Origin of the sequence: Mesorhizobium sp. M3A.F.Ca.ET.175.01.1.1 (assembly GCF_004791945.1) — a bacterium.
Classification (GTDB): Bacteria; Pseudomonadota; Alphaproteobacteria; order Rhizobiales; family Rhizobiaceae; genus Mesorhizobium.
Window position 1 is genome coordinate 177302 of sequence record NZ_SRTP01000009.1, and the last position, 22120, is coordinate 199421.

At 63.5% G+C, this 22120-nt stretch carries 22 protein-coding genes; 16 read left to right on the forward strand and 6 right to left on the reverse strand.

Annotation, left to right across the window (positions count from 1 at the left end; translation table 11 throughout):
* Positions 1-3 precede the first annotated feature (3 nt).
* Positions 4-780 (reverse strand): DUF1217 domain-containing protein, encoded by a 777-nt coding sequence (locus EN818_RS20820; protein WP_165350000.1) that lies wholly within the window; start codon positions 778-780, stop codon positions 4-6.
* Between the two features lie 146 nt (positions 781-926).
* Here EN818_RS20820 and motA point away from each other — a divergent pair, with 146 nt between their 5' ends.
* Genes motA through EN818_RS20850 form a run of 6 tightly spaced genes read left to right on the forward strand, consistent with a single transcriptional unit; the run spans position 927 to position 5797 of the window.
* On the forward strand, positions 927-1799 hold the full coding sequence (gene motA / locus EN818_RS20825; protein ID WP_095806228.1) for a flagellar motor stator protein MotA: 873 nt from the start codon (positions 927-929) through the stop codon (positions 1797-1799).
* A 34-nt stretch (positions 1800-1833) separates the two neighbouring features.
* Positions 1834-2766 (forward strand): FliM/FliN family flagellar motor switch protein, encoded by a 933-nt coding sequence (locus EN818_RS20830; RefSeq protein ID WP_095806227.1) that lies wholly within the window; start codon positions 1834-1836, stop codon positions 2764-2766.
* A gap of 29 nt (positions 2767-2795) precedes the next feature.
* Complete coding sequence (gene fliN / locus EN818_RS20835; protein WP_095806226.1) at positions 2796-3176, forward strand: flagellar motor switch protein FliN; 381 nt, start codon at positions 2796-2798, stop codon at positions 3174-3176.
* Positions 3177-3219: 43 nt separating this feature from the next.
* A complete protein-coding gene (locus tag EN818_RS20840; protein ID WP_095806225.1) occupies positions 3220-4236 on the forward strand; it encodes a flagellar motor switch protein FliG in 1017 nt (338 codons plus the stop codon).
* A gap of 21 nt (positions 4237-4257) precedes the next feature.
* Positions 4258-5340 (forward strand): flagellar biosynthesis protein FlhB, encoded by a 1083-nt coding sequence (gene flhB / locus EN818_RS20845; RefSeq protein WP_095806224.1) that lies wholly within the window; start codon positions 4258-4260, stop codon positions 5338-5340.
* Positions 5341-5359: 19 nt separating this feature from the next.
* Positions 5360-5797 (forward strand): hypothetical protein, encoded by a 438-nt coding sequence (locus tag EN818_RS20850; RefSeq protein ID WP_095806223.1) that lies wholly within the window; start codon positions 5360-5362, stop codon positions 5795-5797.
* Between the two features lie 42 nt (positions 5798-5839).
* Here the strand turns inward: EN818_RS20850 and EN818_RS20855 are convergent, their stop codons facing one another.
* The 4 genes from EN818_RS20855 to EN818_RS20870 all read right to left on the reverse strand — a co-directional run bounded on the left by EN818_RS20855 (position 5840) and on the right by EN818_RS20870 (position 9408).
* On the reverse strand, positions 5840-6610 hold the full coding sequence (locus EN818_RS20855; RefSeq protein ID WP_095806222.1) for a helix-turn-helix transcriptional regulator: 771 nt from the start codon (positions 6608-6610) through the stop codon (positions 5840-5842).
* Positions 6607-7317: a helix-turn-helix transcriptional regulator gene (locus tag EN818_RS20860; protein WP_095806466.1), complete on the reverse strand. Its 711-nt coding sequence runs from the start codon at positions 7315-7317 to the stop codon at positions 6607-6609. Before EN818_RS20860 ends, EN818_RS20855 begins: the two co-directional genes overlap by 4 nt.
* A 382-nt stretch (positions 7318-7699) precedes the next feature.
* The gene (locus EN818_RS20865) at positions 7700-8731 is read right to left on the reverse strand and encodes a histone deacetylase family protein (RefSeq protein ID WP_095806221.1); all 1032 of its coding nucleotides are present in this window, start codon (positions 8729-8731) and stop codon (positions 7700-7702) included.
* 23 nt (positions 8732-8754) lie between these two features.
* Positions 8755-9408 (reverse strand): TetR/AcrR family transcriptional regulator, encoded by a 654-nt coding sequence (locus EN818_RS20870; RefSeq protein WP_095806220.1) that lies wholly within the window; start codon positions 9406-9408, stop codon positions 8755-8757.
* A 259-nt stretch (positions 9409-9667) separates the two neighbouring features.
* Here EN818_RS20870 and EN818_RS20875 point away from each other — a divergent pair, with 259 nt between their 5' ends.
* From EN818_RS20875 to EN818_RS20920, 10 genes are all read left to right on the forward strand, one after another.
* A complete protein-coding gene (locus tag EN818_RS20875; protein WP_095806219.1) occupies positions 9668-11347 on the forward strand; it encodes an amidohydrolase in 1680 nt (559 codons plus the stop codon).
* A 125-nt stretch (positions 11348-11472) separates the two neighbouring features.
* Positions 11473-12567 (forward strand): ABC transporter ATP-binding protein, encoded by a 1095-nt coding sequence (locus EN818_RS20880; RefSeq protein WP_095806218.1) that lies wholly within the window; start codon positions 11473-11475, stop codon positions 12565-12567.
* Entirely contained in the window at positions 12567-13490 is a 924-nt protein-coding gene (locus EN818_RS20885; RefSeq protein ID WP_095806217.1) for an ABC transporter permease, read from the forward strand. The genes EN818_RS20880 and EN818_RS20885 overlap by 1 nt, the downstream gene beginning before the upstream one ends.
* The gene (locus tag EN818_RS20890; protein ID WP_095806216.1) at positions 13483-14286 is read left to right on the forward strand and encodes an ABC transporter permease; all 804 of its coding nucleotides are present in this window, start codon (positions 13483-13485) and stop codon (positions 14284-14286) included. The genes EN818_RS20885 and EN818_RS20890 overlap by 8 nt, the downstream gene beginning before the upstream one ends.
* Positions 14287-14314: 28 nt before the next feature.
* The gene (locus EN818_RS20895) at positions 14315-15349 is read left to right on the forward strand and encodes an extracellular solute-binding protein (RefSeq protein ID WP_095806215.1); all 1035 of its coding nucleotides are present in this window, start codon (positions 14315-14317) and stop codon (positions 15347-15349) included.
* A gap of 236 nt (positions 15350-15585) precedes the next feature.
* On the forward strand, positions 15586-16782 hold the full coding sequence (locus EN818_RS20900; protein WP_129553822.1) for a serine hydrolase: 1197 nt from the start codon (positions 15586-15588) through the stop codon (positions 16780-16782).
* Between the two features lie 25 nt (positions 16783-16807).
* On the forward strand, positions 16808-17986 hold the full coding sequence (locus tag EN818_RS20905; RefSeq protein ID WP_095806213.1) for a serine hydrolase: 1179 nt from the start codon (positions 16808-16810) through the stop codon (positions 17984-17986).
* 124 nt (positions 17987-18110) lie between these two features.
* Positions 18111-20432, forward strand: a complete 2322-nt coding sequence (locus tag EN818_RS20910; RefSeq protein ID WP_095806212.1) for a Tex family protein — start codon at positions 18111-18113, stop codon at positions 20430-20432.
* 62 nt (positions 20433-20494) lie between these two features.
* Positions 20495-20773 carry a type II toxin-antitoxin system ParD family antitoxin gene (locus EN818_RS20915; RefSeq protein ID WP_095806211.1) on the forward strand — a complete coding sequence of 93 codons (279 nt, stop codon included), beginning with the start codon at positions 20495-20497 and terminating at the stop codon, positions 20771-20773.
* A complete protein-coding gene (locus EN818_RS20920) occupies positions 20773-21057 on the forward strand; it encodes a type II toxin-antitoxin system RelE/ParE family toxin (protein ID WP_095806210.1) in 285 nt (94 codons plus the stop codon). The genes EN818_RS20915 and EN818_RS20920 overlap by 1 nt, the downstream gene beginning before the upstream one ends.
* 73 nt (positions 21058-21130) lie before the next feature.
* On the opposite strand, the gene EN818_RS20925 is transcribed toward EN818_RS20920, so the two are convergent.
* The gene (locus tag EN818_RS20925; RefSeq protein ID WP_095806209.1) at positions 21131-22042 is read right to left on the reverse strand and encodes a LysR family transcriptional regulator; all 912 of its coding nucleotides are present in this window, start codon (positions 22040-22042) and stop codon (positions 21131-21133) included.
* Between the last annotated feature and the right edge of the window lie 78 nt (positions 22043-22120).

Consider the following 22120-nt stretch of genomic DNA (forward strand, 5'->3'; position numbering starts at 1 on the left):
GCCTCAGAACTTCAGCTTCTGCATGGCCATCATCAGGTCGGTGGAGATGCCGACCGTGGTTGGCTGGGCGAACAACACGCCGACCGACGTCTGCGCCGTGGATGTGGGGTTGTTGATCTCCCACAGGCTGGTGAAGCGGGTCAGAAACTTGCTCAGCTTGTCCGTGTCCTTGAAATCGGCGATGTCGAGCTTCTGCTCGAACAGTTGCGCCTGCTTGTCGATGTCGGCGGAGGCGAAGGAATCGGGCAGGCCGAGCGCGGTGCGAACCACGCTGGAGAGCGCGGTGTCGGCGAGCACGTCGTACCAGTTGGTGATGGTGGGCGCCTTGCGCTGGAAGTAGAGCGCCAGCCGAACGCCCTGATTGGTCTCGCCGGCGTTTTCCTCCAGCGTCTGGCGCATGTACTTGTCGACCGTGCCTTGCTGGGCGGAGGTGTAGATCGTGGCGGTCTCGCCATGGGCGGCAAAGTTGAACGCCTTGACGAATTCGGCGTAGCGCTTGTCGGTCAACTTGTTGGCGAAGCTGTCCTCGTCGGAGACGCCCTCCTTGAGCGCCTTGACCATGAAAGCCTTGGCATAGGCCATGTCTTCGAGTCCGAATGCCTTCATGGCATAGTTGAACAGGCGGGTGTTGCCGACGAAATCGTCGATGGTTTTGGCGTTGCCGATGTTGGCGAGATAGTACTCGGTCTCGCGTTTCACGGCCGGCTGCGACTCGACCTGATCGATGGCCTTGGGAATGTCCTTGGCGATGAGCTGGTAGCTCGTATAGGTGTTCAACACGCGGGCGCCTCCGGCCGAAGCTATGACGAAACGATAGCCAGGTTTCCTTGCGCGAAGCTGAATCGGGTTCCGGAGCAGGATTCAAGCCTCACACAAGGCACGAAGACTAGCCTGATCCGACGACGTGACATGCGGAAGGACCTGTCGTGGGCATTCTGATCGGACTTGTGGTGACGCTCGGCTGCGTCCTCGGCGGCTTCATGGCCATGGGCGGGCACCTCCACGTGCTGGTCCAGCCCTGGGAAGCGGTGGTCATCTGCGGCGCCGCGCTCGGCACCTTCCTCGTCGCCAATCCGATGAAGACCGTCAAGGACACCGGCAAGGGCATATTGGAAGCCTTCAAGCAGGCAGTGCCGAAGGAGCGGGACTATCTCGAGACGCTCGGCGTTCTGCACAGCCTGATGCGCGAGCTGCGGTCGAAATCGCGCAGCGAGGTCGAGGCGCATATCGACAACCCGGACGAGTCGGCCATCTTCCAGGCATTCCCGACCGTGCTGAAGAACCACGACCTCACGCATTTCATCTGCGATTATTGCCGCATCATCATCATCGGCAATGCCCGCTCGCATGAGATCGAGGCGCTGATGGACGAAGAGATCCAGACCATCCGCACCGACAAGCTCAAGGCCTATCACGCCATGGTGGCGGTGGGCGACGGCCTGCCGGCGCTCGGCATCGTGGCCGCGGTGCTCGGCGTGGTCAAGGCGATGGGGGCTCTCGACCAGTCGCCGGAAATCCTCGGCGGGCTGATCGGCGCCGCGCTGGTGGGAACCTTCCTCGGCATCTTCCTCTCCTATGCGGTGGTCGGTCCGGTCGCCACCAAGATCAAGACGGTGCGCGAGAAGAGGAACCGCCTCTACATCATCGTCAAGCAGACGCTGCTTGCCTACATGAACGGCGCCCTGCCGCAGGTGGCGATCGAGTTCGGCCGCAAGACCATCTCGTCCTATGAGCGGCCGACGATCGACGCCGTCGAGCAGAGCACGATGAACACGGGCGCCGAGAAGAAGGCGGCCTGATCATGCGCGAAGACAGTCAGGACCGCTTGCCGTCATGACCAGTCCGGGCAGTCCGTCACAAACCCGGGCCCTGATCATCGAGCGTCTCGTCGGCGACAGCGGCGAGGCCGCGCAGGTGATCGGCGTCGGACGGGGCATGGCGGAACGGGCGCTGCCGCTGCTGCAGAAAGCCCTTGCCGGCGAACTCGGCGCACCGGTCACGGTCGACCTGCAGGCGGTGGAAGTCGGCCGTGTTCCCGAGGCGCGCTCGCGCGCCGGCGAAACCTTCGCCATGACCATCATTCCGTCGCCGACATCGGCCGATGCCATGACCCTGGTGATCGACGCGCCAGCGATTGCGGTCATGGTCTGCGCCCTGTTCGGCGGCGATCCCGATCAGCCCGTGTCCCCCATAGAACGCGAGCTGTCGCAGATCGAGACCGATGTCGCGACGATGGTATTCCAGGAGGTGGCAGTGGCGCTGAACGGGTCGGGGCGCCGTTCGCTCGAACTGCGCCTGCCGGTGCCCCGGGCCATGTCGGGCATCGAGGCAAGGCGGCGCGTGCTGCGCGACGGCGCTTCGATCCGCATCGTCTTCGGCGTCTCAACCCCGACGGACACCGGCACGGTCACGGTGATGATCCCGCAGCGTATTCTCTTGGCCACGCGCGGCGCCACGGCCCACAGCGGCGAGGACGATCAGACGGGCGACTGGCGGGCACGCTTCTCGGAAGAGGTCATGCGCTCGACGGTGCGTTTGGAAGCCACCATGCCGCTGGCCAGACTGACGCTTGGCGATCTCGACGGCTTCCAACCCGGCCAGGTGATCGAATTCGAGGAACACGCGCACGCGCAGGCAAGGCTCAGCGCCCGCGACAGGACGCTGTTCGTCTGTGAGTTCGGAAAGCTCGGACAAAACTACACCGTCCGCATCAGGCATCCCTTCGATGCCGGACAGGACTTCATCGACGGACTGATACCTGGCTGATGCCAGGCCGGAATTCTTGGAGACGACGCATGGCACAGACCCAGTTGGAAGCCGAACCGGATCAGCCCAACGAGCAGCTCGACCGCGCGATCGAGGAACTGCGCGGCGTGCTTCGGGAGGAAGAGAGGCGCCCCGACGCCTCCTCCCCGACGGGCGCCACCTCAGGCATCATCATGAGCATTCCGGTCGACGTGCAGATCATTCTCGGTAGCACCGAGATGCCGGTCTCGGAATTGATGGCGCTGCAAAAGGGCTCGACGGTGGCGCTCAATCGCCGCATCGGCGAGCCGGTCGACGTGGTGGTCAACGGCCGCAAGATCGCGCGCGGCGAAATCACGGTTCTGGAGAACGATCCCTCCCGCTTCGGCATCCGGCTGACCGAGATCATCGCCGCGGCCAAGAGCGCATAGACATGGACGGCGGACGCATGCGGCGAGGGCAGGGGCAGGCAGGATGACGAATCTGACGCTGACGCGTCCGCAGAAGGCGGCCGCAATACTGGTGGCGATGGGCAAGCCCTCGGCCAGCCGGCTGCTCAAATTCTTCAAGCAGGAAGAGCTGAAGGCGCTGATCGAGGGCGCCCGGCTGCTGCGCACCATTCCCCAGAACGATCTCGAGCGCATTGTCGCCGAATTCGAAGCCGAGTTCACCGAGGGTGCCGGCCTGCTCGATTCCGCCGACAGGATGGACACGATCCTCAACGAGTCTCTGTCGCCCGAAGAGATGAGCGCCATCATGGGCGACAGGAAGTTCGAGCCCGTGGCCGAGGGGCCGCCACCGATCTGGCCGGACCTCGAAAAGCTAGAGCCGTCGCGCCTTGGGACCTATCTGGCGGGCGAGCATGCGCAGACCGCGGCCATGGTGCTGTCGAAGCTTGCGCCGCAGGCGGCCGCCAATGTGCTGCTGACCATGGAAAAGCCGATGCGCAGCCAGATCATCAAGCGCATGGTGACGATGGCCAACATTCCGGACGCGGCAACCAGGATCGTCGAGAACCAGCTGCGCGCCAGCGTGCTGTCCGAGAAGACGACCAAGGACACCTCGGCCGGTCAGGAGCGCGTCGCCAGCCTGCTCAATGAAATGGCCAAGCCGGAACTCGACGAGCTCATGCAGGATCTGGAGGAAGCCGGCACGCCCGATCTAGCCGGGGTTAAGTCGCGGCTGTTTGCCTTCGACGATCTGCCGCTGCTGACGCAGAAGGCGCGCGTGCTGCTGTTCGACGGCCTGTCGACGGAACTCGTCACGCTGGCGCTGCGCGGCGCGCCGCCGGCGCTCACCGAATCCGTGCTGTCGGCGATCGGCGCGCGCTCGCGGCGCATGATCGAATCCGAACTCGGACAAGGGTCGGAAGGCATCGCGCTGGCCGACATCATGGCGGCCCGCAAGACCATCGCGGTGGCGACCGTCCGGCTGTCGCGCGAGGGGGCTTTCGAGCTTCCGTCGACGCAAAGCCCGGCCGAAGCTGCCTGACGACAATTCGGTCAGGACACCATGGCTGAGGCGGTCGACAAGGATTCCAAAACCGAGGAAGCCACAGAAAAGAAGATCCGCGACACGATCGAGCAGGGCAAGCTGCCCCATTCGCGCGAGACGGCGATCTTCGCTTCCTTCCTGGCCATATTGGTGTTCACCGTGTTTTACGCCAAGGACGCCATCGTCGACCTCGGCATGTTCCTGTCGATGTTCCTGGCAAAGCCTGAGGCCTGGCCGATGGACACCGAGACCGACGTGATCGCGCTCTACAAGCAGGTGCTGATCGAGATCGGCCGGGCCGTGGTGAGCCTGCTGGTGCTGCTGGTGGTCGCCGGCGTCGGCGCCTCGGTGTTCCAGAACCTTCCGCAGTTCATCGGCGAGCGCGTCAGGCCGCAGCTGTCGCGCATCTCGATCGCCAAGGGCTGGAGCCGGCTGTTCGGGGTGCAGGGCCTCGTCGAGTTCGCGAAATCGCTGGCCAAGCTCGCTTTTGCCATCGCGGTGCTTGCCTTCACGCTGTCGGAAGATCATCGCAAGCTGCTCGCCGGCATGATCACCAATCCGATCGCGTTCGGCATGGTCATCCGCGGCATCGCCGTCGACATCCTGGTGGCGATCGTCTTTGTCACGGGGCTGATCGCGGTGGCCGACCTGGTCTGGTCGCGCTTCCACTGGCGGCGGGACCTGCGCATGACCAAGCAGGAAGTGAAGGACGAGCTGAAGCAGTCGGAAGGCGACCCGATCGTGAAGTCCCGCCTGCGCTCGCTGGCGCGCGACCGGGCGCGCAGGCGCATGATGACGGCGGTGCCGCGAGCAACGCTGGTCATCGCCAACCCGACACACTATTCGATCGCGCTGAAATATGTGCGCGAGGAAGACTCCGCTCCTGTGGTCGTCGCCAAGGGCCAGGATCTGGTGGCGCTCAAGATCCGCGAGATCGCAACCGAACACAACATTCCGATCTTCGAGGACGTCGCGCTCGCCCGCTCCATGTACAAGCAAGTTTCGGTTGATAGCGTGATCCCGTCGCAATTCTACCAGGCCGTGGCCGAGCTGGTGCGGATCGTCTACTCGAAAAAGGCCGAGCGCAGAGTAACCTCATGAACGGAAGCTGCTTCTATCCATGAACCGGCAACCACACGCCAATTCACGCGAGCTCATCGTCGCCAAGGCCATCGAAGGCGTGGTGGGCGAACTCAGGCTGATCGAGGTCGCCGACTACATCGCCTTCATCCGGCTGGAGCATTTCGCCTGCCTGTCGGATCTGGTGGACTCGGCGGCCGAGCTCTTCTTCCAGCCGGGCACGCTGAGGCTTGGCCATGGCGGCGAAGCGCATGTCGACTGGAGCGGCCATCCGCGCATCGTGCTCGATCTCGAACTCAGACCGCGCGGCGTCACTATCTATTTCCAGCTGACGCTGAACGAACACGGAGCCTCGGTGGTGGTCAACTACGTGTCGTTCGAGAAGCCGGGCGAAACCCCGGAGCACAACACCGCGCTGCTCGAGGATGCCGTCGAACAGGCCCGCCTGCGTAAGAGCGAGCCGCTCGCCTGTCCGTAAGAAAGATTTCGAAGAGCTTTCGAACGCTTTGGCCTGAGCGGCCTACTCGATCAGGCCGAGCCGCAGCGCCTTGGCCACCGCCTGGTTGCGGTTGACGGCATTGAGCTTCTGCGTCGACTGGGTGAGATACTGGTTGGCGGTGTGGACCGAGAGCTTCAAAAGCTTCGCGATCTCTTCGCTGGTGTTGCCATTGGCGGTCAGCTTCAGGCATTCGAGCTCGCGCTTGGAAATCGACCGCGTCCTACCGGCATCGCTCGGCCGGATGCGGGCGACCGCGGCGAACAGCGTGAAGCATCGCGCATGGATCTCATACATGATGTCGTCGGACAGGGTCATTTCCGACCCCAGGAAAACCACCAGGCCACACTGGCCGCGCTCGGCGTGGACCGGGAAGGCAATTCCGTTCGTGCCGGGCGCAAGAGCTACGGTGCGCTCAGCCCAGGCAAGGTTCTGGAGGGTGTGCTGCGAGCCGGCAATGACATCGTCGGCCCACCAGCGCGGTGCCGTCGAGATGCGGCTGTGGCGGACCATCTCCTCGCCATTGGCGCCGGAGATGAACTTCGTTGCGACGGCCGTTGCAGGGTAGTCGGAATCGAAGCAGGCAACGAGGCGCGCCCGCTCGAGCGACGGGCTGACGAAGAACAGTCCGAAGGCGGAGGCGTTAATGTCGACGGCGATCCAGCGGCAGCGCCGCACGGCGTCCGGAACCGTGACCGCGTGATGGGTCTCGGAGCCGAGGGAGAAGGCGCCGAACGGATTGCGCTGATCGTTGAACAGAGCTTCGGCGGTCGCTTTGATATGCGCGTGTTTCAAATGATGCCGCTCCTGATCGCCGTTGCGATCGCCATGGCGCGGTTGCTGGCCGCGAATTTCTGGATGGCGTGGGTGATGTAGCTGTTGACGGTGTTGGACGAGACGCCGAGGATGAGCGCCACCTCATCCGTGGTCTTGCCTTCGGACACCCAGAACAGGCATTCGCGCTCGCGGTCGGAAAGCGGATCCTGCATGGCGGCGGCGGCGATCAGTTGCGGGATGTCCGACAGCGCGTAGCAGCATTTCAGTTGCGCCTTCATCAGCGCCGGCAGGTCGATCTTGCCGGGCTCCGCGGCCGAGAAGAGCGCGAACAGGCGCTGACGACCGACATTGAGCCGCAATGAATAGACTTCGGCATGGCCGAGCACGTCGAGCAGCCGTGCCTCCTCGCCGGTCAGCAGGGTGCCGGCGTCGGGCGCATGCGCCGCCACCAGAGCCTTCGGGCGTGTGCCGGGAGCGGCCGTCAATGGCCCGAGCGCGAGGCCGGCGATCAGCTTTTTGCCGATCAGTTCGATCGCGTCGAAGATCCAATTCGAGGCGACGATGCGCGCATCGTTGCGATCCTCGTCGTGGACGATGGCAACCAGCATGTAGCTGTCGGCGCCGATCTCGGCGGCCAATTGCATGAAGAAGCCGGTGAGATCGCCGCGGGACGCAAGGCGTGAACCTGATGCATCGGATTTGAGAAGCGCGGCGGGACTGCTCATTTTGATATTCTGGCCGGAATCGATCCCTGTGCCCGGTGCTGGCATCGGCCAGCGCCCGGACCCGAAACGCGTCACGTTTACGAAGACACACACAAGGGCGCGCAGCGCCCAATCAAGCCGAATCCTTTGGGGAACGCGAAGCCGTCCGCGTCTGGTACCGGCCGTATGCCGGAACTTGAGACTTTGGGTGGTCGCCGCGCCCCCCGTGGACCGGCTGATTCGGGTCTAATCTACCCGCAGATGAATCCGACATCAAACGCGATTTGACAAAATCGAATCTGATGGACTCGCGACGCGACTCAGTAGCCGGGGCTATATTGCCTGGCGGCGAAGAAATCTCCGCTCGGATGCTCCGTGGAGGGCTCGTCCTTCGCCCGATGCGTCAGCGATCTTCGAAGCCGGTCAGCACGCCGACGGCGTTGACGCCGATCTCTTCCACCGCGTAGCCGCCCTCCATGACGAACAGCGTCGGCAGGCCGAGCCTGGCGATGCGGCGGCCGATCCTGGGATAGTCCTCGCTCTTCAGCTTGAACTGGCTGATCGGATCTTTCTCGAAAGTGTCGACGCCAAGCGACACCACGACGACGTCCGGCGCATAGGCAGCAAGCTTGGCGCAGGCGTCTTCCAGCGAAGCGCTCCATGCGCCCCAACCGGTGCCGAAGGGCATCGGATAGTTGACGTTGAAGCCTTCGCCTTCACCCTCGCCGCGTTCGTCGGCATGGCCGAGGAAGAAGGGGTACTCGACCATCGGGTCGCCGTGCAGACTGAGCACCTGGACGTCGCCGCGGCGATAGAAGATCTCCTGCGTGCCGTTGCCGTGGTGGTAGTCGACATCGAGGATCGAGACGCGCCTGGCGCCCTGGTCGCGGAACCATTGCGCGACCACGGCGGCGTTGTTGATGAAGCAGTAGCCGCCCATGAAGGCAGCGCCGGCGTGATGACCGGGCGGACGGCAGAGCGCGAAGGCGCTCCGCTCGCCGCCCCTGACCAGCGCCGCCGCGGTCAGGGCGACGTCATAGGAGGACTTGATCGCGGCCCAGGTGCCTTCGACGAAGGTGGCGCCGGCATCGAAGGAATAGTAGCCCAGCAAGGCGTCGATGCGTTTGGGCGGCACATTACCGCGCAGGCCGCGCGTCGGCCAGGCGAAACCCATGGCCGAACCCTTGAAGCCGGCGGCGACCCATTCCGGCCACACCGTCGGCAGAAAATCGATGTAGTCGGTTTCGTGGACGCGCTTGGCGGCCGCAAGATCGTGCTCGACCGGCCCGATGATCGGCCCGAGCTTCTCTCTCTCCACCCGCGCCCTGATGAATTCCGCCCGCGACGGCTTCTCGAAACCCGGCACGATCTGCGACGTAACCAGTTCCATCTGCCCTGCGTGCCCGGCATGGAAAGGCGAATAGACAGTCTTCATGAAATTCCTTTCCAAACGGGGGCTTAGTCGAGGTTGAGATAGGGGCTCAATAGGGCGAGCCACATGGCTTCCACGTCGTCCTCGATGAGGTCGAACGTCCTGCGATCCCTCTTCAGCCCCACGAGCCGGCAGGCATGCCCGACTTCCATCATCACCAGGCCGAGCCGGCTGGCGATCTTGCCTTCGAGAGCCGGGTTCACATGCTGCAGCCATGCGGCGTACAGAGCGATGATCTGGTCGTCATATTCGTTCTGAATTGGCCTGAGATCGGCGTTGCCGGATATCGCCTCGATCACCGGCATCAGGGTGGCGTTTTCGAGATAGAGCCTGGATGTATCGATGAAGAGCTTGCGGACTTCCCGCCGAAACTCTTCGCGGTTGGTGGGCGGAGCGACCTTGATGCGCTTGGCTATTACCTCGGGGAAGGACGACAGCCAGCGCCGGGCAAGGTCGAGAAGAATGGCTTCCTTGTTGGGAAAATATTGGTAGACCGAACCGACCGACAGGCCGGCACGCTGTGCGATCGCAAGTGTCGTCGGTGTCCTGGTCCCTTGCTCCCGCGTCAAGATCAGCGCCGCGTCGAGAATCCTGTCGACCACCTTGCTCGACCGTTGCTGCCGCGGCTGCTTGCGCGGTTCGAGCGCTATCTTGGTTTTGCGGTCGAAACTGCGCTTCACTGCTCGATGTCCTCGTTCCCCGCCCGGTCCCAAAACAGGCGGAGGGTGGTGTCCACAATACATTCGAAATTCCGAACGTTGACAAACGCGAATGATTAGTCGCATTCTTTATCAACGCTGTCTCCAAGGATAACAAGGGGAATTTCGAAGACGGCGTGCCGGCATCATTTCTTGTCCGACACCGCCGCTCCGGCGGAGTGCAGGTGGTTGGGCACAACGGGCGTCGGTCTCAGCCAGCCGTCAAAAGCGCGGAGTCGCGATGTCTGTCACGGGTGCGGGTCAACATGCCGATCTGATCGTCATCAACGGTCCGGTGCTGACCATGGACGCTGACAATCCCGCCGCCGAGGCCGTTGCCGTCAAGGGCGGCGCCATCATTGCCATCGGCAGCCGTGCAGCAGTCGAAGAGCTGAAGGGACCGTCTACCAATGTTGTCGACGCCCAGGGCGGGTCCGTCCTGCCGGGGTTCATCGAAGCGCATATGCATCTGTTCTCGGGTGCGGCCGAGCTTGCCCATTTGCAACTGGCTGGCGTCCACGGTTTCGAAACGCTGCAAAAGGCGATCCGCGACTACGCGCAAGCGCGCCCCGACGCCAAGATGCTGGTTGGACAGGGCGTCGACTACACCGTGCTCGATGGCGAGAGGATAACGCGCCACCATCTCGATGCGATCCTGCCGGACCGGCCTTTCGTCATGGCCGCTCCCGACCACCACACGATGTGGGCCAACACCAGGGCGCTGGAGAGGGCAGGGGTTTTGCACGGGCGCGAGCTCGGTCCGGGCAATGAAATCGTCATGGGCGACGACGGTATGGCCGAAGGCGAGTTGCGCGAGGGCGAGGCGTTCGGTCCAGTGCTCGAGCTTGCCGGCGAGGGGCGTGTGCGGTTGGGGCTGTCCACCGGCGGTGAGCCGGACACGATGCCGTCGGTGGAAGAACGTGCCGCCGACCGCGATATCATGCGGCGGGGACTTGCCTGGTGCGCACGCCACGGCATCACCTCCATCCACAACATGGATGGCAACCTCTACCAGCTCGAACTGCTGGCCGAGATCGAGGCCGAGGAAGGCCTGCCCTGCCGCGTGCAGGTCCCGTTCCACTACAAGAATTTCATGACGCTCGACATGCTCGGCAAGGCCTCAGCCATGGCCGAGCGTTACAACAGCGAATGGCTGTCGTCGGGCATCGTCAAGGTGTTCTATGACGGCGTGCTCGATTCCTGGACGGCTGTCATGATCGAGCCCTATGCCGACCGATTGGATTGGGCCGGCGAGCCGCTGTTCACGCCCCGGCAATTCGTCGATCTCGCCACCGCCATCGACAAACGCGGGCTGCAGATCGCGGTGCATTCGATCGGCGACGGCGCCGTACGCGCCGTGCTTGACGGCTACGAAGCGGCTGAGAGAGCGAACGGCAAGCGCGACAGCCGGCACCGCATCGAACATATCGAGGTCATCACCGAGGTCGACGTGCCGCGCTTCGCCGAACTCGGAGTCGTCGCTTCCATGCAGCCGCCGCATGCGCCCGGGGCCATGGATTTTCCGCTGCAGCCGACCGTGGCGCGCATCGGGCAGGCCCGCTGGCCGCTGAGCTATGCCTGGCGAACCCTGAAGAAAGCGGGTGCCCATGTCGTCTTCGCTTCTGACTGGCCGGTATCGCCGATCGATCCGATCCGAGCCATTCAGGCGGCGATGACACGCAAATCGTGGGCAGAAACCGATCCGGACCAGCGCTTCTCGCTGCATGAATCGCTTGCCGCCTACACCGTGGAGGGCGCCTATGCCGAGTTCATGGAACATCGCAAGGGGCGCCTGAGAACCGGATACCTCGCCGATATCGTCGTCTTGTCGGCCGATATCGAGAAGACCGCGCCGGAAGCGTTGCACACCGTTCGAACCGCGACCACCATCTGTGGTGGAAGGATCACTTATCAGGCCTGACGATGGCACAGGAATTGCTCTCTAGGTCCAGTGAAGCTCCGCAGTTGCCAAGCCGATTGGCTTATGGTGACAATCGAACAGGAACAAATCTGCCGCCAAGAGCAGGCTCTCTCAATGGGGTACTCGTGCCGGAACAACCGGATAAGAACGCGATTGAAGTTCGCGGTGTACGCAAGGTATTTGGAACCGGTGAAAACGAGGTAGCCGCTCTCGACACGGTCTCGGTGTCGATCCGCGAGAACGAGTTCTTCACGCTGCTCGGCCCGTCCGGATGCGGAAAGACGACGCTGCTGAGACTGATCGCCGGCTTCGATTTCCCAACCGCTGGCGAGATCCTGCTGCATGGCCAGGACATCGCGCCGCTGCCGCCCTTCAAGCGCCCGGTCAACACCGTCTTCCAGAGCTACGCGCTGTTTCCGCACATGACGGTGGCGCAAAATATCGGCTTTGGCCTGGAAATGCTCGGCAAGCCGAAAGCCGAGATCGAGGCGCGCGTCGCCCAGATGCTGAAGCTGGTCAAGATGGAGGCGCTGAAGGGGCGCCGCACCAGCCAGATCTCGGGCGGCCAGCAGCAGCGCGTGGCGCTGGCCCGGGCGCTGGCGCCGCAGCCGAAGGTGCTGCTGCTCGACGAGCCGCTGTCGGCCCTGGACTACAAGCTGCGCAAGGAGATGCAGATCGAGCTGAAACGGCTGCAGCACGAGACCGGCATCACCTTCATCTTCGTCACCCACGATCAGGAAGAGGCGCTGACCATGTCCGACCGCATCGCGGTGATGTCGGCCGGCAAGATCCTGCAGGTCGGTACGCCCTGGGACATTTACGACAAGCCGGCGGAACGCTTCGTCGCCGACTTCATCGGCGAGAGCAATTTCCTCACCGCGGCGATCGCCACCATCGGCAATGGCAAGGCGCGAGCGACACTGAAATCCGGTGCCACGATCGAAGCGACCCTGGCCGAAGGATTCACGCCGAAGGGCGATGCCACCGTCGTGGTCAGGCCGGAACACGCCAAACTGACCAGCGGCAAGGGCGACCTGTCGGGCACGGTCGAAAACATCGTCTATTTCGGCACCGATACGCATATCCATGTCCGCCTGGACAGCGGCGAAGCGTTCACCGTGCGCCAGCAGAACTCGCGCAGCGCCGGCTGCGGCTTCGAGCGCGGCGACAAGGTCGGCATCTCGATCGGCAACGACGCAGCGCAGGTGCTGAGGGACTGATGGCCAGCGCGGAACAAGTCGCCAAGGAAGCGGAGCGGCGCGACGTGCGCACGCGCTGGCTGCTGTCGACGCCGGCGCTCGTCATCATCCTTCTGGCCGCCACCGGGCCGCTTTTCGTGATGCTGGCCTATTCCTTCATGCTGAAGGGCGACTACGGCGACGTGCAGTTCGGTACCTTCTCGCTGGACGGATGGACATCGGTCCTGTTCCAGCGTGACATCTTCGACGATACGCTGGGCATGGCGGACGCGCACCTGAGCATCCTCTGGCGTTCGATCAGCCTGTCCTCCTACACCACCGTACTGACGTTGCTCTTCGGCTTTCCCACGGCCTATTTCATTGCCACGCGACCGCCGAAGACGCGCGAGGTCTGGGTTTTCCTCGTGACCATTCCGTTCTGGACGAACCTGCTGATCCGCACCTTCGCCATGCAACAGGTGATCCGCAACGAAGGCCTGGTCAACACAGCGCTGATGGCGCTCGGCATTATCAAACAACCGCTGCAGATCATGAATACCGACACAGCCATCCTGCTCGGCATGGTCTACGTCTATCTGCCCCTGATGGTGCTGCCGATCTACGCCTCGATGGAGAAGCTCGACTTCCGGCTGGTCGAGGCCGGATATGACCTCTACGCCGGCCGCTGGCAGGTTCTGCGCCGTATCATCATTCCGCTGGTCAAGCCCGGCCTCATCGCCGGCTCGATCCTGGTCTTCATCCCCTCGCTCGGCGCCTATGTCATTCCGCGTGTGCTGGGCGGGGGCAAGAACATGATGCTCGGCAACCTAATCGAACTGCAGTTCGGCGCGGGCCGCAACTGGCCCCTGGGCGCGGCCATCTCGATCACGCTGATGGCGCTGGTGATGATTGCGCTGCTGTTCTACGTGCGCAACGCTTCCCGCTCGCAGGGCGTCCATGGCTAAGCGACCGTTCGACATACAGGCGCAGCCCGGCTTTGGCTTCGTGGCGCTTGTGACGTTCTTCGCGCTCTATCTGCCGATGGCCGCGCTCGTCGCCTATTCGTTCAACGCGGCGGATTCGCTGTCGCGCTGGGACGGCTTCTCGCTGCGCTGGTTTATTTCGGCCTGGCACAATTCGGCCGTGCAAGACGCCTCCGTCCGATCGCTCGTGTTGGCGATCTCGGCTGCCGCGCTTTCGACGATTGTCGCCACCATGGCTGCGCTGGCCACGACCCGCACGCCGCCGTATCCCGGCCTGACCTTCAAATACGCCTTCATCAACCAGCCCCTGATGGTGCCGGAGATCGTCACTGGTGTCGCGCTCCTAATCGTGTTCTCGCGCATCAAGGTCTGGACCGGCTATTCAGGGCTCGGCTATCTGATCGCAGCGCACACCGCCTTCTGCATCCCGTTCGCCTACCTGCCGATCCGGGCACGGCTGGAGAGCATGGACCTGACTCTGGAGCGCGCAGCCGCCGATCTATACGCCACGCCTTGGAAAGCCTTCCGTTTCGTGACGCTGCCGCTCTTGAGGCCAGCCATCATCGCCGGCCTCATGCTCGCCTTCGTCATTTCGCTCGACGACGTCGTCATCACCGAATTCGTCAAGTCCGGCGGGCAGGATACGCTACCCACCTACATGCTCGGCCAATTGCGACGCGAAACCAGTCCGGAAATCAATGCCATCGCCACGGTTTTCCTGGCGCTCTCGGTGGTGCTCGTAACCGTTTTCTACTTCGTCAATCGGCGCAAACCATGACCAACCATTGCCAAACGGGAGAACAGCAATGAAATGGAAGACAACGGCAGCCACGGCGGCATTAGCATTGTTTGCTTTTGCCGGAAGTGCGTATGCGGGAGGCGAACTCAACATCTTCAATTGGGGCGACTACACCAGCCCCGAGATGATCAAGAAGTTCGAGGACACCTACAAGGTCAAGGTAACGGTCACCGACTACGATTCCAACGACACCGCGCTCGCCAAGGTGCGCGCCGGTGGTCACGGCTTCGACATCGTGGTGCCTTCGGCCAACTACGTGCCGATCTGGGTGAAGGAAGGGCTTCTGCTCGAGGCTCGGCCCGACCAGATGGAGAATTTCAAGAATGTCGACGAGCGCTGGGTGAACGTTCCCTGGGATCCGGGCCGTCACTATACGGTTCCGTGGCAGTGGGGCCTGACCGGCATAGGCGTCAACACCAAGGTTTATAGCGGCGACATCAACACTTCCGCCATCTTCCTCGATCCGCCGAAGGAACTGGTCGGCAAGATCAACGTCGCACCGGAAATGAACGACGTGATGTTCGCCGCCATCAAGTATCTCGGCGGCAACTGGTGCACGGACGACAAGGAACTGCTCAAAAAAGTGCGCGACAAGCTCGTCGAGGCCAAGCCGAAATGGCTGGCCATGGACTACAGCGTGACCGAGAAGCTACCGGCCGGCGACTATTCGGCCGTCTACTACTGGAACGGCGCCATCATGCGCTCGCGCATCAAGAACCCCGATGTCAAGTTCGGCTACCCGAAGGAGGGCTTCCCCTTCTTCATGGATAGTGTTGCCATCCTGAAAGATGCGAAGAATGTCGAGAACGCAAAGCTCTTCATGAACTTCATCATGGATCCCCAGAATGCCGCCATGATCTCCGCATTCGCCAAATATGCCAATGGCATCAAGGGGTCGAAGGCGTTTATGCCCGATGATATGAAGGATGCGCCCGAACTGGTAGTGCCGCCGGAGTTCGAAAAAGTGGGCGAGTTCATCACCCCCTGCTCGCCCGAGGTGCAGCAACTCTACACACGCATCTGGACGGACGTTCAGAAGTAGCAGCACTCTTCCTTCTCTCCGCTTGCGGGTAGAAGGCTGCTCGAAGGGCCGGATGAGGGGCGGCGCTGAACTCGCAGCGTCGCGCCGCCCCTGATCTGCCTGGCGGCACTGCTGTCGCCATGGCTTCGGGTGTTCGTCACTGGAAAGGCCCTTCGAGAACTTTTCGTCCGCTGTGCTGGCCGCTCCTCACCGCGGCGAACAGGAGAGCGGTGGTCACATGCGGCAAGGAAATTCTCATGCAGTCGTACCGAAATTCCGATCCGCGACCGCCGATCATGCAGGGCTCGCCGCCGGCAATGGTCTTGCCGAAGCTGGAGTGGGACCGGCCGCCGTGGAACCGCTGGGCCTTCCAGCACATCCGCGAATTCCTGCCGACCGCCGAGGTCTGGCGCGGCAGCGGCCACCGCCATCGTTTCGAGCGGGCCGAGGTCGACCTCGACGAACTGCCGGTGCTGGACAGCGACGGTGCTGCGACGACGCTCGCCGCATTGCTCGACGAGACCTACACCGACGGTTTTCTGGTGCTGAAGGACCGCAAGATCGCCTATGAGCGCTACTTCAACGGCATGGACGAGCGCACGCTGCATCTGTCGCAGTCGATGGCGAAGTCGATCACCGGCTCGGTCTTCGGCATCCTGGTCGGCCGCGGGCTGATCGATCCCGCCAAACTAGTGACAGACTATCTCCCGGAACTCGGTGCGACGGGCTGGGAAGGCGCAAGCGTGCAGCACGTGCTCGACATGACGACCGGCGTGCGCTTCTGCGAGGAGTATACCGATCGCTATTCCGAAATCGGCCAGGTCGATGTCGCCACGGGCTGGAAGCCGATCCCGCCGGACAGCGATCCCGACTTCCAGTGGCCGTCGCATCTGTTCGAACTCATCCTGCGGCTGAAGGACAAGGTGCGGGAGCATGGCGAGGCATTCCAGTATCGCTCGATCGAGACGGACGTGCTCGCCTTCGTCATGGAGCGGGTCACCGGAAAGCGCCTGGCGCAGCTTGTCTCGGAAGAGCTCTGGCAGAAGCTCGGCGCCGACGAGAGCGCCTGCTTCACCGTCGACAGCGCCGGCTACGCGGTGGCCGATGGCGGCTTCAACGCGACGCTGCGCGACTATGGCCGTTTCGGCCAACTGATCCTCGACAATGGGGGCGGCGTGATCCCGGGCGAATGGATCGAGGCGACGCGCAGCGGCAAGCATGCGTCCACCTTCAATCCCAGCCTGCCGGAAGGCAGCTATCGCAACCAGTTCTGGATCGAGGATCCGCGCTCGCGCGCATTGATGTGCCGCGGTGTGTTCGGACAGCTGATCCATATCGACTGGGGCAACAGGATGGTGGTGGTGAAGCTTTCGAGCTATCCGGATTTCACCAACATCGCCTATTCGGTGGCGACGCTGAAGGCCGTGCACGCTATGGCCGCCGCACTGGCCTGACGTCTCGCTGTAGAAAGACAAGATCGTGGCCGGCAACACTGCGTTCGAGATCAATTATGGCTTTGCCCGCAAGGATGTGCGGCTCGACAATTGGCGGCTGAGGCCGTTCAGCCAATGGTCGTTCCAGAATGTCGGCGAGTTGGTGCCGAGCGTGCCTGTTGCAGCCGCACCGGATGGCGAGGAGCCGGCAAAGCCTCTCGGTGCGCTGCTCGAAGAAGAGCTCGCTTTGGCCGGCGGGGCAGAAACCGTCGAAGCCCTCCTCAATCGTTCCGATACCGACGGGCTGACGATCATGAAGGCCGGCCGCATGGTCGGCGATTGGTCGACACCGCACATGGCGTTCGGCGCGCGCCATATCGTCTTCTCCATCAGCAAGTCGGTGACGGCGATTCTCGCCGGCATCCTGGAAGGCGAGGGCCTGTTCGATCCTGAAGCGCCGGTGACGCAATACATGCCCGAGGCAAAAGGCTCGGCCTATGGCGATGCGAGGGTCAGGCATGTGCTCGACATGAGCGTCAGCCTCGATTTCGACGAGGACTATCTCGATCCCGAGAACGCTTTCGCCCGCTATCGCCGTGCGACCCTGTGGAACCCCGGCGGCGGTTTGGAAAGCCTTGCGGCGTTCCTGCTGACGCTGCCGCGTCTCGCCGAGCCACACGGCTTGACCTATCGCTACCGCTCGCCCAACTCGGACCTGCTCGGTATCCTGCTGGAGCGGGCGTCGGGCAAGCGCATCGGCGATCTGTTGGCCGAGAAACTGTGGCGGCCGCTCGGCGCCGCCAGCGAAATGTCGGTCACGGTCGACATGGAAGGCACGGCGCGTACCGCCGGCGGTATGTCGATGACGCCGCGCGACCTCGCCCGCATCGGCGAGATGATGCGGCAGGGCGGCACGGCCAACGGCCGCCGCATCGTGCCGGAAGACTGGGTGCGCGACACGATCACCGCCGGCGGCAGCCACGAAGCCTGGCAACGAGGCACCATGGCGTTCCTGTTTCCCAAGGGGCGCTACCGCAACAAATGGTACCAGACCGGCGCGACAAGCGGCGCCTTCTGCGGCATCGGCATCCATGGCCAATGGCTCTACGTCAACCCGAAGACCGAGGTGGTCATCGCCAAGATGTCGTCTCAGGCGGAGCCAGTCGACAACGGGCTCGACCTCGCTCTCGTGGCGTTTTTCGAGGCGCTCAGCGGGATGGTCTGAGACCGTCGACTCTTGATCCCATGTCGCTGTTTCCTGTGGACCTTCTCTGCCAGGTGAAAACAGCGCGGTTGGCGCGGCCGGCATCCCGGCCTATGGTCGCCCGTTCTTTTCGACAGGGACCGGCATGGCATCGGACATCAAGCGCATCGCAGCAATCATCGCGGCCGAGATCGGCTCGCGGCCTGAGCAGGCCGCGGCGGCGATCGGTCTGCTGGACGAGGGCGCCACGGTGCCGTTCGTAGCGCGCTACCGCAAGGAAGTCACCGGCGGGCTCGACGACACGCAGCTGCGCGACCTTTCCGAACGGCTTGCCTATCTGCGTGAGCTCGACGCGCGCCGCGAGACGATCCTCGGCTCGATCCGCGAGCAAGGCAAGCTGACTGAAGAGCTCGAGGCCAAGATCGCCGCGGCAAACACCAAGGCCGAGCTCGAAGACATCTACCTGCCTTACAAGCCGAAGCGCCGCACCAAGGCCGAGATCGCCAAGGAGCGTGGGCTCGGTCCGTTGGCCGAGGCGATCCTGGCCGACCGTTCCGCAGTTCCGGCCCAACTGGCGCTCGCCTATGTCACCGAAGAGGTAGCCGACGCCAAGGCGGCGCTCGAAGGCGCGCGCGATATCCTGTCGGAACAGTTCGCCGAGAATGCCGACCTGGTCGGCAAGCTGCGCAGCTATATGAAGGAACGCGCCTTCCTGCGCGCTCGCGTTGTCGACGGCAAGCAGGAGGCAGGCGCGAAATTCTCCGACTATTTCGACCATGTCGAGCGCTGGGCAAATGTGCCCAGCCATCGCGCGCTGGCGATGCTGCGCGGCCGCAACGAGGAGGTGCTGTCGCTCGATATCGACGTCGATGCCGACGATGCCTCGCCGGTGAGGCCGGTCGAGCGCATGATCGCCAATGCCTACGCGATCGGCGCCAGCCTGCCCGGCGATCGCTGGCTGATGGAGGTCGCCGGCTGGACCTGGCGCATCAAGTTGTCATTACACTTGACCCTCGATTTGATGCGCGACCTGCGCGAGCGGGCCGAGGACGAGGCGATCCATGTCTTTGCCCGCAATCTGAAGGATCTTTTGCTTGCCGCTCCCGCCGGCTCGCGGCCCACCATGGGTCTGGATCCCGGCATCCGCACCGGCGTCAAGGTGGCGGTGGTCGATGGCACCGGCAAGCTGGTGGCGACGAGCACTGTCTATCCGTTTCCGCCGAAGAATGACGTGCGCGGAACGCAGGCCGAGCTGGCGAAGCTCATCCGCCTGCACAAGGTGGAGCTGATTTCGATCGGCAATGGCACCGGCAGCCGCGAAACCGAGAAACTCGTGGCCGACATGCTGTCCAGCCTGCCTGCGGACGGCGGGCCAAAGCCGCTGAAGGTGATCGTCAGCGAAGCCGGCGCTTCGGTCTATTCGGCCTCCGCCACGGCGGCGGCGGAATTCCCCGGGCTCGACGTGTCGCTGCGCGGCGCGGTGTCGATCGCCAGACGACTGCAGGACCCGCTCGCCGAGCTGGTCAAGATCGAGCCGAAGTCGATCGGCGTCGGCCAGTACCAGCATGATGTCGACCAGTACCGGCTCGGGCGCTCTCTCGAGGCCGTCGTGGAGGATGCGGTCAACGCCGTCGGCGTCGACCTCAACACGGCATCGGCGCCGCTACTGGCGCGCGTCTCGGGGCTGGGGCCCTCGCTTGCGGAAGCCATCGTCGCGCATCGCGACGCGGGCGGTCCATTCGCGACGCGCCGGGAACTGTTGAACGTGTCGCGCCTCGGGCCGCGCGCCTTCGAGCAGTGCGCCGGCTTCCTGCGCATCCCGAACGGCGCCGAGCCGCTCGATGCGTCCTCTGTCCATCCGGAAGCCTATGGCGTGGCGAAGAAGATCGTCGCCGCCTGCGGCCGCGACGTGCGTTCGCTGATGGGCGACAGCGCCGCGCTCAAGGCCCTCGATCCACGCGTCTTCGTCGACGAGCGCTTCGGCCTGCCGACTGTGCGCGACATCATCGCCGAGTTGGAGAAGCCCGGCCGCGATCCGCGCCCCGGCTTCAAGACGGCGACCTTCGCGGAGGGTGTCGACGACATCAAGGATCTGAAGCCCGGCATGCTCCTCGAAGGCACGGTCACTAATGTCGCCGCCTTCGGCGCCTTCGTCGATATCGGCGTGCACCAGGACGGGCTGGTGCATGTCTCGCAACTCGCCGACCGCTTCATCAAGGATGCCCATGAAGTGGTGAAGGCCGGCGATGTCGTGAAGGTGCGGGTGGTCGATGTCGACATCAAGCGCAATCGTATCGGCCTCTCGATGCGCAAGGATGGCGGCCAGGGTGGGGCGCCTCGGGGCGGCCAGCGTGACAGCAGCGGCGGCAAGCCCGCACCGCGCTCGCCGGCGCCGCAGCGCCAGCCCGAACGGCCGGCGCAGGGTGCTTTCGGCGCGGCGCTTGCCGAGGCGATGAAGCGGAAGTAGCGGGCGGACGCGTAAAGAGTTCCTTCCTTGCAATCGGTAGTAAGGTTGCCTACCATATCTGCATGGCGAATGTAGAGAAAGTGAGTGTTGCCCTCACTCCCGAAATGGCAAACATGATGCGGGAAGTCGTCGCTGCTGGCGAATACGCCTCGGCAAGCGAAGTCATGCGGGAGGCATTGCGCGACTGGAAATTTCGCAGGACACAGCGCGATCAGGCTATCCACGAACTGGGCCGTCTTTGGGATGAAGGCATGGCAAGCGGCAACGCGGTCGACGGCAATCAGGCTTTCACCCGGATCAAAAACAAGCTCGAAGCGAAAATCGCCGAACGCAAGTCGTAATGACACTGCGCTTACGACCAGAAGCAGAGGCCGATATCGAGGCGATCGCGCTTTACATCGCCGAGGATAGTCCGTCGGCGGCGTTGCGCTGGTATGACGAGATGTTCACCCATTGCCAGCGCATCGCCGAAATGCCGGGAATGGGCGTTGCCCGGCCGGAAGTACGGGCGGACTTACGCACGTTTCCTGTAGGAAATTACCTTATCCTCTATCGCCAGATCGAGGGCGGGGCCGAGATCGTGCGCGTCGTTCATGGTGCGCGGCGGTGGCAGGAACTGCTTTAACTGAACGTCGAGATGCAACGGCGACGCGCGCGCATTTGGCGCGGCGCTCGCGGAGACGATGAAGTGCAAGTAGCTACCACGCCAGGACAGCCGGCTCCTTGGCGATCTGGCCCAGCAGCCAGTCGCGAAAACTGACGACCGGCGGATAGCCGCGTTTGTCATGCGGCACGACCAGATAATAGGCGCTGCGGCTCTGCATCGGCTGGCCCGGCGCCGGCAGCAACTGGCCGCGCTGCAATTCTCCGGCAATCAGGATTTCCGGCAGCAGCGCCACGCCGAGCCCCGCCATGCAGGCCTGGGCGACCGTGCCGAATTGCTCGAACTGCATGCCGGGGCCGGTCGGCGCGCTGAGACCCTGCTCTTCGAACCATTCGCTCCAGGCACCGGGTCGCGTCGCCATGTGCAGCAAAGGCAGGCGGCTGATATCGGCCGGCGTCGCGATGGCACCGCGAGCCAGAAATTCGGGTGAAACCACCGGCATGACGGTCTCGCGCATCAGCAGCGTGCAATCGGCGTCCGGCCACTCGGGCAGGCCGTGATGGATAGCCGCGTCGAGGCGCTCGCGGGCGAAGTCGAAGCGGCCGATGCGGGTGGCGAAATTGATGGTGATGTCGGGGTGGCGGGCGACGAAATCAGGGATCAGCGGCATCAGCCAGCGCGTGCCGAAGGTGGGCAGGATGGCGAGGTTGAGCACCCCGCTATGCTGATTGCTCATCAATCCCAGCGCCGCATCGCGCAACTGACCAAGCGCTGAACGCACCGCCTCGGCATAGATCTCGCCGGCCGTCGAGAGCCGGACATTGCGGCTGTCGCGCTCGAACAGCCGGCGGCCGAACTGCTCCTCCAACAGGCTGATCTGCCGACTGATGGCGCCCTGCGTCAGATCGAGTTCGCGGGCGGCGGCGGTGAAGGAGCCGAGACGCGCCACAGACTCGAAGGCGGCAAGGGCGCTGATGTTCGGCAGCAGGCGGCGTTGAACGTTCATGATCTATTACTAACGCTCATTGATCGGTGATGCAATTTTGTTTGATTTTTTTGACCCCCAGGCCGATAAGCCGGGGCA

What these genes read in the sequence shown, in the direction of transcription:
- fliN (WP_095806226.1), top strand. Translation starts at nt 2,796, where the DNA reads ATGGCACAGACCCAGTTGGAAGCCGAACCGGATCAGCCCAACGAGCAG.
- flhB (WP_095806224.1), top strand. Translation starts at nt 4,258, where the DNA reads ATGGCTGAGGCGGTCGACAAGGATTCCAAAACCGAGGAAGCCACAGAA.
- EN818_RS20840 (WP_095806225.1), top strand. Translation starts at nt 3,220, where the DNA reads ATGACGAATCTGACGCTGACGCGTCCGCAGAAGGCGGCCGCAATACTG.
- EN818_RS20915 (WP_095806211.1), top strand. Translation starts at nt 20,495, where the DNA reads ATGGCGAATGTAGAGAAAGTGAGTGTTGCCCTCACTCCCGAAATGGCA.
- EN818_RS20895 (WP_095806215.1), top strand. Translation starts at nt 14,315, where the DNA reads ATGAAATGGAAGACAACGGCAGCCACGGCGGCATTAGCATTGTTTGCT.
- EN818_RS20900 (WP_129553822.1), top strand. Translation starts at nt 15,586, where the DNA reads ATGCAGTCGTACCGAAATTCCGATCCGCGACCGCCGATCATGCAGGGC.
- EN818_RS20850 (WP_095806223.1), top strand. Translation starts at nt 5,360, where the DNA reads ATGAACCGGCAACCACACGCCAATTCACGCGAGCTCATCGTCGCCAAG.
- EN818_RS20830 (WP_095806227.1), top strand. Translation starts at nt 1,834, where the DNA reads ATGACCAGTCCGGGCAGTCCGTCACAAACCCGGGCCCTGATCATCGAG.
- EN818_RS20920 (WP_095806210.1), top strand. Translation starts at nt 20,773, where the DNA reads ATGACACTGCGCTTACGACCAGAAGCAGAGGCCGATATCGAGGCGATC.
- EN818_RS20890 (WP_095806216.1), top strand. Translation starts at nt 13,483, where the DNA reads ATGGCTAAGCGACCGTTCGACATACAGGCGCAGCCCGGCTTTGGCTTC.
- EN818_RS20925 (WP_095806209.1), bottom strand. Translation starts at nt 22,042, where the DNA reads ATGAACGTTCAACGCCGCCTGCTGCCGAACATCAGCGCCCTTGCCGCC.
- EN818_RS20910 (WP_095806212.1), top strand. Translation starts at nt 18,111, where the DNA reads ATGGCATCGGACATCAAGCGCATCGCAGCAATCATCGCGGCCGAGATC.
- EN818_RS20875 (WP_095806219.1), top strand. Translation starts at nt 9,668, where the DNA reads ATGTCTGTCACGGGTGCGGGTCAACATGCCGATCTGATCGTCATCAAC.
- EN818_RS20885 (WP_095806217.1), top strand. Translation starts at nt 12,567, where the DNA reads ATGGCCAGCGCGGAACAAGTCGCCAAGGAAGCGGAGCGGCGCGACGTG.
- EN818_RS20860 (WP_095806466.1), bottom strand. Translation starts at nt 7,317, where the DNA reads ATGAGCAGTCCCGCCGCGCTTCTCAAATCCGATGCATCAGGTTCACGC.
- EN818_RS20865 (WP_095806221.1), bottom strand. Translation starts at nt 8,731, where the DNA reads ATGAAGACTGTCTATTCGCCTTTCCATGCCGGGCACGCAGGGCAGATG.